The sequence below is a fragment of the Drancourtella sp. An12 genome, from assembly GCF_002160935.1.
Classification (GTDB): domain Bacteria; phylum Bacillota; class Clostridia; order Lachnospirales; family Lachnospiraceae; genus Sellimonas; species Sellimonas catena.
In genome coordinates this window covers 1-12,974 of sequence record NZ_NFLO01000010.1, presented here as the reverse complement: position 1 = coordinate 12,974, position 12,974 = coordinate 1, and the positions used below count along the sequence as shown (strand labels likewise).

Here is a 12,974-nt window from a genome sequence, read left to right as displayed (position 1 = left end):
GATGGTTGCAGAGCTGATTTCCGTCGGTACAGAAATCCTGCTCGGCAATATCGTAAATACCAATGCAGCTTACCTAGCAGAGAAATGCGCTCTGCTAGGTTTGTCTTTATATCACCAAAGTGTGGTAGGGGACAATGAGGCGCGCATGGAAGATACGATCCGCCGGGCGTTGGAACGGTCTGATGTGGTAATTCTGACAGGAGGACTTGGACCGACCAAAGACGACCTGACAAAAGAAGTGACCGCAAAAGTATTTGGAAAGGAATTATATGAGGATGCCCACACAAAAGAGCGGATTCAGGAATTCTTTAACCGGCTTCATTCAAAGGGGAAAATTACCCGGAATAACTGGAAGCAGGCGCTGGTTCCGGAGGGAGCAATTGTGATTGAGAATCAGAACGGTACGGCTCCGGGGCTGATTGTGACGGGAGAGGAAGGCGCCGAGTATGAAGGCAAGCGTGCAATCCTGATTCCGGGGCCGCCGAATGAGTGCATCCCGATGTTTGAAACTCAGATTGCGCCGTATCTATCCGGGCTGCAGCCGGAAGGAATCTATTCCTGCATGGTAAAGGTCTGCTCTATCGGTGAAAGCCGGGCGGAGACCATGGTGGCAGATCTGATGGATGCTCAGACCAATCCGACCCTTGCGCCGTATGCAAAGACTGCGGAGGTGCATTTCCGGATCACTGCAAAGGCAAAAGACGAGGAGACGGCAGAGCAGCTGATGGCGCCGATGGTACAAGAATTGAAAAACCGGTTCGGCGATTATATTTATACGACAAAAGAAGAAGTCACATTGGAAGAAGCCGTGGTTCATATGCTGGAGGAACGTCATATGACAGTGACGACAGCAGAGTCCTGTACCGGAGGACTTCTGTCCGGACGGCTGATCAATGTGCCGGGAGCATCCAGCGTGCTGAACGAGGCGCATGTGACGTATTCTAATGAAGCAAAAGAGCGGATTCTGCATGTGCCGCATGAAATTCTGGTGCAATACGGAGCAGTCAGCGAGGAGACAGCACGGGCCATGGCAGAGGGAGCATGCAAAGTCTCCGGGGCAGACGCATCCATTGCTGTGACCGGAATCGCAGGTCCGGACGGCGGAACACCGGAAAAGCCGGTGGGGCTTGTTTACATCGGCTGTACTGTGAAAGGAAAAACAAAAGTCGAACGATGCTGCTTTACGGGAAATCGTCAGAAAAACCGGGAATATGCTGTGGCGAGAGGACTCATTCTGTTAAGAGAGATGCTTCTGGAAGCAAAATAGGATGATCGCCACATGGATCTAACCGAAAAATTCGACGTTTTGTGCAATCAGCTGATTGACGAAAACGCATTTTTGTGAGAAAATTAACACGGATAAAGGCTGTCAAAAGGCAGTCTCCCAAGAGAGATTACACATAGTTGAAAGGAGTCCTTAAGATGATTTATTCACACGAAGTAGAAATGATGTGTCCAGTTGCACAGGGTGCGAATCATGGACCAGCTCCAATCCCAGAAGAAGCAAAATGGGTACAGGCAAAAGAAATTAAAGATATTTCCGGTTTAACACACGGTGTAGGCTGGTGTGCTCCTCAGCAGGGAACATGTAAGCTGACACTGAACGTAAAAGACGGAATTATCCAGGAGGCACTGGTTGAAACAATCGGATGCTCCGGTATGACACATTCTGCAGCCATGGCTTCCGAGATCTTACCAGGAAAAACTATCCTCGAAGCTTTAAATACAGACCTTGTCTGCGACGCAATCAACACAGCAATGAGAGAGCTTTTCTTACAGATCGTATACGGACGTACACAGAGCGCATTTTCTGAAGACGGACTTCCGATCGGTGCAGGACTGGAAGACTTAGGAAAAGGTCTTCGTTCCCAGGTTGGTACCATGTACGGAACACTTGCAAAAGGTCCTCGTTATCTGGAAATGGCAGAAGGATATGTAACAGGAATCGCATTAGACGAAAACAATGAGATCATCGGTTACAAATTCGTAAGCCTTGGAAAATTCACCGATTTCATTAAGAAAGGTGACACACCGAACGAAGCATGGGAAAAAGCACAGGGACAGTATGGCCGTGTGGATGATGCAGTGAAGATCATCGACCCAAGACAGGAATAGGCGAGAGGAGGACTTTTAAAATGGCTTTATTTGAATCATATGAAAGACGAATTGATAAAATCAACGCTGTATTAAACAGCTATGGCATCGCTTCTATCGAAGAAGCAGAGAAAATTACAAAAGACGCAGGCCTTGATGTTTACAATCAGGTAAAAGGCATTCAGCCGATCTGCTTTGAAAACGCATGCTGGGCATATATTGTAGGTGCTGCAATCGCAATCAAAAAAGGATGCACAAGAGCAGCAGACGCAGCAGCAGCAATCGGAGAAGGACTTCAGGCTTTCTGTATTCCAGGATCTGTAGCTGACCAGAGAAAAGTAGGTCTTGGACATGGTAACCTTGGAAAAATGCTTCTGGAAGAAGACACAGACTGCTTCGCATTCCTTGCAGGACACGAATCTTTCGCAGCAGCAGAAGGTGCGATCGGTATCGCTGAGAAAGCAAACAAAGTACGTAAAAAACCATTACGTGTTATCTTAAACGGTCTTGGAAAAGATGCTGCAAAGATCATTTCCAGAATCAACGGATTTACATATGTACAGACAGAGTATGACTACTATACAGGAGAACTTAGAGAAGTTTCCCGTACATCCTACTCTGACGGACTTCGTTCCAAAGTAAACTGCTACGGAGCAAACGATGTTCGTGAAGGTGTTGCAATCATGTGGAAAGAGGGCGTAGACGTATCCATCACTGGTAACTCTACAAACCCGACACGTTTCCAGCATCCGGTTGCAGGTACATACAAAAAAGAATGTATCGAAGCAGGAAAGAAATACTTCTCTGTAGCATCCGGCGGTGGTACAGGACGTACACTTCACCCGGACAACATGGCAGCAGGACCGGCTTCCTACGGTATGACAGATACATTAGGACGTATGCACTCTGACGCACAGTTCGCTGGATCCTCTTCCGTACCGGCTCACGTAGAAATGATGGGTCTGATCGGAGCAGGAAACAACCCGATGGTTGGTATGACAGTAGCTGTTGCAGTTGCCATTGAGGAAGCTGCTAAGGCTGGTAAATTCTAAGAAATTTTAATTTTAAGCGGTACTTTGTAAAATAGAGTGCCGCTTATTTTTATTTTTCTGTATCTCCTCTAAGTTTTTCAAGACTTTATGTGTCGATGATCAGTATTTAATTTTAATATGGAATTAAGAAACGGGAGACTGTGAATAAAAAATAAGAATAATATAATGAAATGAAGGCTAGCACCTTAGGCGCTAGCCTATTACAATGCAAAATACATGCTTGACAGGTAATCATGATTTTATAACAAAAGTGAAAGTGCTAGAGGTAATACCGTATCTCACCAAATTGTGTGTACCATTTGTCTAATATAAGGTCACTGTTTGCTTCGATAATTCGGATCATTCGGCGAAGTTCTTTTTGAGGAATCTTGGAGTTATTATTGCATACTAAAGCTTTTCCAGTGCTGGTTATCCAAATTTTTGTGGCATTTGCTGATGCGCGTCCTTCTGAAATATGCACGTGTACTGGTTCCAGAGGATCGTTTTCATTTGACCAAAAGTAAACAAGATAGGAACCAATTCTAAAGATTTGCGGCATCAGAGAAGCCTCCTTCCTGAGAAAACTCCATGATCAAGTGCGCGTTGTTGCGAATCAGTTTTTTGAAATAGTTCATTTCATTTTCTGAGTAGCCGTGAATATCTGTCCATTCATATTCGGGAAGAAAACAAGTTGCATTATGGAACCCGTCTTTCAGATCGGGTGTTTCAATATAGACTTTGACACGACCATCTGGGAGCATCTCAGAATGTGTGATTTCCGTATCATCATTAAGAGTTAAATATGGATACATCATGCCTTTATACCGTCCTTTCTATATATTATTCCCCAGATTGCTATGGAGACATCTGGTGATTTTCTATTTTTTCTTCTATAAGAAGATGTATGATATTTGTGTCCTGTATTATCATGAGCAAGAGTGATGTTGCTAAAGAATAATGAGATCATACCATCAGCACACCACTTTTCACCTAGATCAAAGAAGCTATTGTAAAGCTTAAATCTCCATATATTCCCACTGTTACAGGCTGATCGAAAGGAATCATGACAGGAGCGGAATCTTCGTCATAATGGTAAACAGTCGTTCGTTCCTTTTCGGGATCGACAATCCAGTATTCGCGGACACCTGCCTCGGCATATTTGCCATTTTTGATGCTGTAGTCCAGCTTACGACTGCCTGGCGAGACAATTTCGATGATGAAGTCGGGAGCACCAACACATCCTTTATCGGTCAGCTTATCTTTTGAGCAGATAACAGAAATATCTGGTTCAACATACACGGTATCATCCGCGTTGAGGTTTACGGCGAATGGTGCGGGATAGATTTTACAGTCACCACGTTTGTCAGAAATGTAGTTACCAATAACGCGGCTTAACTGATGTACCAGTTCCTGATGTAAGCGACTTGGCGGAGCCACCATGTAGAGCTGTCCATTGATTAGTTCTGCACGTTCTCCGTCCGGAAGGTTCCAGTAATCATCTGATGTATAGCGTTTTTCCGGTAATGGCATAGTGTCACGTCCTTTCTCAAAGCTCTTTTTTGTTCAAGCTGTTTAAATATATTATACAAAAGAACACAATGAATATCAAACTTTTTGGAACACCCACTGGTTTGAAATCTCTTAGTATTATTGAATTTTCGACATCGACACAACAGACTTTGCAAATCTGGACATAAAGAAGATTCTGAAATGGATTGACAAAAACCGGGAAGAATGAGAAAAATATAATATACTTACAATAAAAAAGCAAGGAGTGATCAGTATGGAGACTTTTCATGAAGCATCCATGAATGTTTATTTTATCCGGCATGGTCAGACTGATTATTCCCTGAAAGATCAAAAGATTTACCAGGGATTCGGTGTGAATCTGGCACCGCTTTCCGAAGAAGGGATCCGTCAGATTGAAGAGGCAGCCAAAGATCCGAGACTGAAAGATGCAGAGTTAATTCTGACATCTCCTTATACAAGGGCGGTCCAGACAGCGGCAATTCTTTCCAGGCGGTTGGATCTGCCGATTGCCGTAGAGACCGACCTGCATGAATGGGTGGCAAATAAGCATTACATTTACGAAGAAAATGAAACAGCTCACAAAGCATTTCATGAGTTCATGGAACGTAACGGAGAAGCAATGGAAGGAGCCCTCTGGGAGTCCGCAGAGGATATCCGGCAGAGGGTAGAAGGGGTTCTGAAAAAATACAGGCAGTATCATAAAATCATAGTTGCCGGACATGGATATATGATTCAGGCGATGACAGGGGTACCGCATCCTGACAATGGAGAGATCTGCTTTTATCAGGAAAAGCTATAAGTTTCCGAAGACATTGGGAAGTATCTATCAGTAACTTGTACCGCATACCGGGATGATTGTGGTATAATAATAAAAGCGCTTGCGTTTGCAAGAGAAGATACGACAGCAAAAACGAGGAGGTTTACCAACATGAAGTATGATTTTACATCCATTATGGACCGGCGCGGTAAGGACGCCATTGCAGTGGATCTTCCGGGCAATGTTCCGGCAGGGGGATTTGCGCCGGGAGGACCGAAGGAAGGGTTTGATCTGATCCCGATGTGGGTGGCAGACATGAATTTCCCGACAGCGCCGTCTATTATCGAAGAGGTGAAGGCACGTCTGGAACATCCGGCATTTGGATATTTTAATCCATCGGATGCATATTTCGATGCCATTATCAACTGGCATAAGGAACGTAAAGGCGTGGAAGGACTTACAAAGGAAGATATCGGTTATGAGAACGGAGTGCTTGGGGGACTGGTATCTGCACTGAATGCGTTTGCATCTCATGGGGATCCGATCCTTGTTCACAGTCCGACTTATATCGGTTTTACAAACAGTATCGAAGGAGCAGGGTATAAGATCGTACACAGTCTGTTAAAGCAGGATGAAGAAGGAGTCTGGCGGATGGACTATGAAGATATGGATGCCAAAATCAAGGAAAACAAGATCCATGTCGCAGTGTTCTGTAATCCACACAACCCGACCGGAAGAGTCTGGGAGCCGGAAGAAATCGAAAAGGCCATGGAAGTCTATAAGGCAAACGACTGTATTGTTATTTCCGACGAGATCTGGTCTGATCTGATTCTGGAAGGATATCACCACACACCGACCCAGTCTGTAAGTGAGGACGCAAAGAACCGGACCATCGCACTGTATGCACCAAGCAAGACATTCAATCTGGCCGGTCTGATTGGAAGTTATCACGTGATCTATAATTCCTATCTTCGTGACCGAGTTGTGGCAAGCAGCAGCAAATGCCATTATAATTCCATGAATGTGCTCTCCATGCATGCGCTTGTGGGAGCATACAGGAAAGAAGGAGCTGAGTGGGTAGATGAGCTCCGTCAGGTACTGTCCGGAAATGTGGACTATGCATATGATTACATCAAAGAGCATTTTGAAGGTGTAAACCTCTCAAAACCGCAGGGAACCTACATGTTGTTCCTGGATTGTGAAGAGTGGTGCAAAAAGCATGGAAAAACAGTGGACGAGCTTTTGAAGGCAGGATGGGATGTCGGTGTTGCATGGCAGGACGGACGTCCGTTCCACGGTGAATACGGTATTCGTATGAACCTTGCGTTGCCGCTTTCCAGGGTGCAGGAAGCATTCCGTCGGCTTGACGAATATGTATTTTAAAGGATAAAGGCTGATTACAAAAGAGATGTGCCAGGATAGAAGTGTAACATATATCCGGGGCGCATCTCTTTTTACTGCCTTTTTATGTCGAATATGGTATAATCAGCACAGGACGAAATGTCTGAAGGAATGAAAACAGTTACAAAAGAGAAAAGAGGGTGGAAAGCTATGACCGAAGAGGAAAAAAGGCGGGAATTAGCCAGGCGCAAGAGAATCCGAAGAGAAAAGCGCCGGAAGAAGCTGATCTGGAAGCGGAGAATTCTGATCGGCTGTATGGTACTGATTCTTGTGCTGATTGTTGGCTTGATTTCATCGATCCGCTCCTGCCATCAGAAGGCAGTAGAGACTGATGCGAAGATTCAGGCGGAGAAAGAAGCCAAAGAGAAGAAAAAACGGGAAGAAGCGGAGAAAAAAGAAAAAGAGGAGCACACACTGCACATGGTGGCTGTCGGAGACAACTTTTTCCATGACACCGTACTGGCCGACGGACAGCAGGAAAGCGGAGTGTGGAGCTATGATTACATTTATGAAAATGTAAAAGAAGAGATTGAAGGGGCGGATCTTGCCGTTGTCAATCAGGAGACGCCGATTGTGAGCAGCCACGACAATACGAGCGGCTACCCGACCTTTGGAATGCCGCAGGAAGGCGGCCAGGCCCTTGCAAATCTGGGATTCGATGTGATTACCATGGCAACGAATCATTCCTATGATAAAGGAAAAGAAGGAGTGACAGATTCCCTTGCTTTCTGGGAATCCCAGGAGACGCCTCCGGCAGTGCTTGGAATTCATGAAAGCGCCGAAGACCAGCAGGCGGACCGGGTGAAGATCATCGAGAAGAAGGCGTTTAAGATTGCAATGATGAATTACACAACCCTGATCAATATCGGAGCTCCGGTTCCGGAAAATGAATCTTATGCGGTTGATGTCTATGATGAAGAGACGGTAAAAGCGGATGTGGAACGAGCCAAAGAAGAGGCGGATATCGTGATGGTCTTTCTGCATACCGGGGTGGAATATCAAAATGAACCGGATGAAGCGACGAAAGAGCGGGTGGAGTATCTGGCCGATCTTGGAGTAGATGTAGTGATTGGCACGCATCCGCATGTGATCCGTCCGTACGGCATGATGGAACGTCCGGATGGAAAGCAGATGCTTGTGTACTATTCTCTTGGGAATTTTGTTTCCGGACAGCAGGGAATTTCCCAGCTTCTGGAGGGAATGGCAGATATGACGTTTGTCAAAGATCCGGATACAGGCGAGATCAGTATTGAAATGTACTCCATGGAGCCTCTCGTGATGCATTATGAACCGGGATATTCAGGATATGCGGTATATCCGTTGGAAAAATATACCGAGGAGCTGGCAGCGGCCAGCGGTGTTCATCAGGAGACGAATGAGGATTTTTCACCGGAGAGTATTCAGGCTTACTTTGAACCATATCTGAAGCCGCAGGTATTTGAGCGGTCAGAATAATCCGGTCAGTCAGACAGCCTGCAACAGGGGCGAGATGAAAAAGGAGGTAAAAAAGAGCTATGGAACAATTATCGTTATTTGATGACAGAGAACGGTCGGCGCCTCTTGCCTCCCGGCTTCGTCCTTCCTCTTTGGAGGAGTTTGCAGGGCAGGAGCATCTGGTCGGGAAAGGGAGGATTTTAAGGCAGCTGATTGAGAAAGATCAGATCTCCTCCATGATTTTCTGGGGGCCGCCTGGTGTCGGAAAGACAACCCTTGCAAGTATCATTGCGGGGAAAACGAAGGCGGAGTTTGTCAATTTCAGTGCCGTGACAAGCGGGATCAAAGAGATTAAGGAAGTCATGAATACGGCGGAGATGCAGCGTCAGATGGGAAAACGGACCGTGCTCTTCGTGGACGAGATCCACCGGTTCAACAAGGCGCAGCAGGATGCCTTCCTTCCGTTTGTGGAAAAAGGAAGTATTATTCTGATCGGGGCGACTACGGAGAATCCGTCTTTTGAGGTAAATTCCGCGCTCCTTTCCAGATGCAAGGTCTTTGTACTGAAAGCACTGGAGATGAAAGATCTGGTGAAACTGCTCGAGCATGCGTTGAAAAGTCCGGCGGGATTCGGAAATCAGAATCTTCAGATTACCGGGCAGCAGATAGAGGCGATCGCCGCCTTTGCAAACGGGGATGCCAGGACTGCGCTGAATACGCTGGAGATGGCGGTGCTGAACGGGGAAATGAGCGCAGAGGGAATCCGGATCACCAATGAAGGACTGGAGCAGTGTATCAGCCGGAAGTCTCTGCTCTATGATAAGACCGGGGAGGAACATTACAATCTGATTTCCGCCCTTCACAAGTCCATGAGAAACAGCGATCCTGATGCAGCAGTCTACTGGATGTGCCGGATGCTGGAAGGCGGAGAAAATCCACTTTATATTGCCCGGAGACTGATCCGGTTTGCAAGCGAGGATGTGGGGATGGCAGACAGCCGGGCGCTGCAGGTGGCGGTTGCGGCATATCAGGCGTGCCATTTTCTTGGAATGCCGGAGTGCGATGTACATCTGACCCATGCAGTTGTATATCTGGCAATGGCGCCAAAATCCAATGCCCTGTACCGGGCGTGTGAGTCCTGCAAGCGGGATGTGAAAGAAAAACGCGCAGAGCCGGTGCCGCTGGTATTGAGAAATGCGCCAACAGGACTGATGAAAGAGTTAAATTACGGAAAAGGGTATGAATATGCTCATAATACTGAAGAAAAGCTGACCCGTATGCAGTGCATGCCGGACAGTTTAAAGGGAAGAATCTATTATGAGCCGACGGAACAGGGAGAAGAGCGCAAAGTAAAAGAGCGCCTTCAGAAGATAAAGGAATGGAAAAACGGAGATCGAAATGATGTGGAGTAGAAAAAAGCTGAAGAAACAGGGAAAGCAGGCTTTGCGTAAGAACTGGTGGCGGATTATCGGAATCAGTTTGATGCTGGCATTTATTGCAGGAGGTATGAGGATTTCCTACCGGATTGACGATGCGGCAGTCAGACTTACCGGAGGGGAAATCGGAATACCGACGAATGCGCAGATTTTGAACGACTGGTATTTGAGTATAGAGAGAAGCTCTGATACGGAGAGCGGACAGATTCTGGCCTTTCTGGGGGAGCACTATACCCCGAAAAAAGGGGTGCTGGCCGGAGTCTATAATCATATGACCAAGGAAAGATCTGCTTTTTTTGGATTTTTAAATGCGATGAATGATTTTTTGTTCAAAGATAAAATTGCAGAAGGCTTTGTTATTCTGATCGGTGTCATTTTACTGATTCTGTTTCTGATTTTTGTAAGTAACGTCCTGAGCGTAGGGCAGTGCAGATTTCTTCTGGAAAACAGAACATACCGCCAGGTAAAAATGGGCCGGCTTGCCTTTGTCTGGAGAGCAAGACGCTGGAAAAATGTAATGTTTATCATGCTGAAAAAATCAGTTTTTCTGTTTCTGTGGGATATGACGATTATCGGCGGTATCATCAAAAGGTATTCTTATCGGATGATTCCGTTTATTCTGGCGGAAAATCCGGATATTCCGCACCGTGAAGCCTTTCTTTTGTCCAGACAGATGATGAATGGAAATAAAATGCGGGCTTTTATCCTGGATCTTTCTTTTCTGGGATGGCATATCCTGAATATATTTACCATGGATATTTTAAGGCATGCCTTTATTACCCCGTATACGGAGACCACATCTGCCGAGCTTTATGTGGCGCTGAGAGAGGAAGCGTTTGAAAAAGGACTTGATGGAGTCCGTTTCCTCGATGACGAGAGGTTGTATGAAGAATCAGATCTGGAAGAGTATCCGGTAGAATCCCATAGACTTTATAATCCGCAGGTGAAAAAATGGATCCGCATTGAGTATGAGCGGACCTATTCTTTGAGATCCCTTATTCTTATATTTTTTACCTTTTCATTCGTTGGATGGCTGTGGGAAGTGTCTCTTCATTTGTTTGGGGACGGTGTGTTTGTAAACAGGGGATTTTTTCATGGACCGTGGCTGCCGATTTACGGAACGGGAGGCATTCTGGTAGTCATGCTTTTGAAACGGTTTGTGCATAAGCCGCTTGTGACTTTTTTGATGGCGGTGGTTGTGTGTGGTGCTGTAGAATATCTGTCCGCATGGCTTTTGTGGGAAATTAAAGGTATGTACTGGTGGAATTATACCGGATACTTTTTGAATCTTCACGGGCGCATCTGCGCGGAAGGGTTGATCGTATTCGGGCTTGGAGGCTGTGCCTTTATCTATATCGCGGCGCCGTTTTTTGATGAAATTTACAGGCGGATTCCACAGAAGATTGCAAGAATCATCTGTGTAGTCCTGCTGCTTCTGTTTGCTGTTGATATCGTTTATTCACTGATCCATCCGAACAGCGGGGCAGGGATTACCGACTATCATGTACATGCTGGCGAAGTATTGTCGCTGCTTTGTCTTTGAATAAATACACGGTGCACACTTTCCTTTTTTCCATGATTAATTTATAATAGAATCAGCGCATTAATGAAAGAGTAAGAAAAAAAGGAGACAGGAGAGAAACATGTACGCTGATGAAAATGTAATCACAATCAAACATAAGGTACTGAATGAAGTGGCGAGGCTGGCTTTTGAAGGGAAACTGGAAGAAGAGCGGGATCACATTGCAGGCAGACTGATTCCGGGACCTCTTCCGCAGTTTCGATGCTGTATTTACAAAGAAAGAGAAATCATACGTCAGAGAGTTCGTCTGGCAGAAGGAAAGGCGCCGGGTGAAGAGGATGATGGAAATATTATTCAGGTCATTAATTCGGCGTGTGAGGACTGTCCGATTTCCAGTTATACAGTGACTGAAAACTGTCAGAACTGTCTTGGAAAAGCATGTATCAACGCATGTAAATTCGGAGCAATCGAATCAGGAAGACACCGGTCCCATATTGATGCATCCAAGTGTAAAGAGTGCGGACAGTGTGCAAAGGCATGTCCGTATAATGCAATTGCACATTTGAAGCGGCCGTGTAAGTTCAGCTGTCCGGTTGACGCAATTACTTACAATGAATACGGTCTTTCCGTGATCAATAAGGACAAATGTATCCGCTGCGGAAAATGTATCCACAGCTGCCCGTTTGGAGCAATCGGAACAAAGAGCTTCATGGTACCGGTTATTGAAGCGTTGAAGTCCGGAAAACATGTTTATGCAATGGCAGCCCCTGCCACAGAAGGACAGTTTGGTCCGGATATCACGATGGCAAGCTGGAGAAAGGCCATGAAGGAAATCGGCTTTGTGGACTTTTACGACGTAGGACTTGGAGGGGACATGACTGCGGCATACGAGGCGGAAGAATGGACGGAAGCCTACAAGGAAGGAAAGAAGAAAGTGACATCCTGCTGCCCGGCATTTGTCAATATGGTGCGGATGCATTTTCCACAGCTTGCAGACTGTGTTTCTACAACGGTATCACCGATGTGTGCGGTATCCAGGCTGATCAAGGCACAGGATCCTGAGGCAGTTACGGTATTCATCGGACCATGTGTGGCGAAGAAATCAGAAGTTGTGGATCAGCAGATTGAAGGAAATGCAGACTTTGTACTTACATACAGTGAGATCCGCGCGATTATGAGAGCAAAAAATGTGAAACTGGAACCATGTGAGAATAACGATCAGATTGCATCTACATTTGGAAAACGCTTTGCAAATTCCGGTGGAGTGACGGCGGCAGTACTGCAGAGTATGAAGGAGGCCGACGCCGATATCGATGTGAAAGTACAGAAGGCGAACGGGGCCGCAGAATGCAAGAAGGCTCTTCTTCTTTTAAGAGCAGGAAAACTTCCGTTTGACTTTATCGAAGGAATGGCATGCGAAGGCGGCTGCGTGGGAGGACCAAGCGCATATAACGACCAGTTTTCATCTAAAAAGAACAGAGATGCACTGATCAGCCAGGCAGACGACAGAGGAATTCACGAAAACCTGAGCAGATATCAGATGGACAGCTTCTCCATGCACAGAGAGTAGGAAATATCTGATTTCCTGTATATAGAAACGAATATAGAAAAAGGAAAGTTCATTGGAACTTTCCTTTTTTGTTGTGCGCCCGGCGGGCACACGTTCTAAGGGGTGAAAGTCCCTGACCCGCCCGGCAGTGGGAAGGGTGCAGCCAAAGGCAAGGGCGTCACCGTGAGGTGGGGTCTGAAGGAAGCCGGAGGCAAACCAC

12 protein-coding genes are annotated in these 12,974 nt (G+C 46.1%); 9 read left to right on the top strand and 3 right to left on the bottom strand.

All coding sequences use genetic code 11. The annotated features are described in order from the left end of the window. Position 1: 1 nt before the first annotated feature. The 3 genes from B5E64_RS10050 (at position 2) to B5E64_RS10040 (ending at position 3,146) form a co-directional block, all read left to right on the top strand. Entirely contained in the window at positions 2-1,267 is a 1,266-nt protein-coding gene (locus B5E64_RS10050; RefSeq protein ID WP_087168389.1) for a competence/damage-inducible protein A, read from the top strand. 155 nt (positions 1,268-1,422) lie between these two features. Next, positions 1,423-2,115, top strand: a complete 693-nt coding sequence (locus tag B5E64_RS10045) for a nitrogen fixation protein NifU (protein WP_048622003.1) — start codon at positions 1,423-1,425, stop codon at positions 2,113-2,115. A gap of 20 nt (positions 2,116-2,135) precedes the next feature. Then, on the top strand, positions 2,136-3,146 hold the full coding sequence (locus tag B5E64_RS10040; RefSeq protein WP_087168388.1) for a GGGtGRT protein: 1,011 nt from the start codon (positions 2,136-2,138) through the stop codon (positions 3,144-3,146). A 259-nt stretch (positions 3,147-3,405) separates the two neighbouring features. Here B5E64_RS10040 and B5E64_RS10035 read toward each other — a convergent pair whose 3' ends face one another. From B5E64_RS10035 to B5E64_RS10025, 3 genes are all read right to left on the bottom strand, one after another. Continuing rightward, a complete protein-coding gene (locus B5E64_RS10035) occupies positions 3,406-3,684 on the bottom strand; it encodes a DUF4160 domain-containing protein (RefSeq protein ID WP_087168387.1) in 279 nt (92 codons plus the stop codon). Continuing rightward, positions 3,668-3,940 (bottom strand): hypothetical protein, encoded by a 273-nt coding sequence (locus B5E64_RS10030; RefSeq protein WP_087168386.1) that lies wholly within the window; start codon positions 3,938-3,940, stop codon positions 3,668-3,670. Before B5E64_RS10030 ends, B5E64_RS10035 begins: the two co-directional genes overlap by 17 nt. Positions 3,941-4,115: 175 nt before the next feature. Then, on the bottom strand, positions 4,116-4,655 hold the full coding sequence (locus B5E64_RS10025; RefSeq protein WP_087168385.1) for a Uma2 family endonuclease: 540 nt from the start codon (positions 4,653-4,655) through the stop codon (positions 4,116-4,118). A gap of 253 nt (positions 4,656-4,908) precedes the next feature. Between B5E64_RS10025 and B5E64_RS10020 the strand changes: the two genes are divergently transcribed. The 6 genes from B5E64_RS10020 (at position 4,909) to B5E64_RS09995 (ending at position 12,775) form a co-directional block, all read left to right on the top strand. After that, entirely contained in the window at positions 4,909-5,454 is a 546-nt protein-coding gene (locus B5E64_RS10020; protein WP_242960144.1) for a histidine phosphatase family protein, read from the top strand. 129 nt (positions 5,455-5,583) lie between these two features. After that, the gene (locus B5E64_RS10015; protein WP_087168384.1) at positions 5,584-6,795 is read left to right on the top strand and encodes an aminotransferase class I/II-fold pyridoxal phosphate-dependent enzyme; all 1,212 of its coding nucleotides are present in this window, start codon (positions 5,584-5,586) and stop codon (positions 6,793-6,795) included. 129 nt (positions 6,796-6,924) lie between these two features. Next, positions 6,925-8,268, top strand: coding sequence for a CapA family protein (locus B5E64_RS10010; RefSeq protein ID WP_162610176.1), 1,344 nt, complete (start codon positions 6,925-6,927; stop codon positions 8,266-8,268). Between the two features lie 59 nt (positions 8,269-8,327). Beyond that, entirely contained in the window at positions 8,328-9,659 is a 1,332-nt protein-coding gene (locus tag B5E64_RS10005) for a replication-associated recombination protein A (protein ID WP_087168382.1), read from the top strand. Then, positions 9,646-11,226 carry a DUF975 family protein gene (locus B5E64_RS10000; RefSeq protein ID WP_087168381.1) on the top strand — a complete coding sequence of 527 codons (1,581 nt, stop codon included), beginning with the start codon at positions 9,646-9,648 and terminating at the stop codon, positions 11,224-11,226. Before B5E64_RS10005 ends, B5E64_RS10000 begins: the two co-directional genes overlap by 14 nt. A gap of 100 nt (positions 11,227-11,326) precedes the next feature. After that, positions 11,327-12,775, top strand: a complete 1,449-nt coding sequence (locus tag B5E64_RS09995) for a 4Fe-4S dicluster domain-containing protein (protein ID WP_087168380.1) — start codon at positions 11,327-11,329, stop codon at positions 12,773-12,775. Positions 12,776-12,974: the final 199 nt, after the last annotated feature.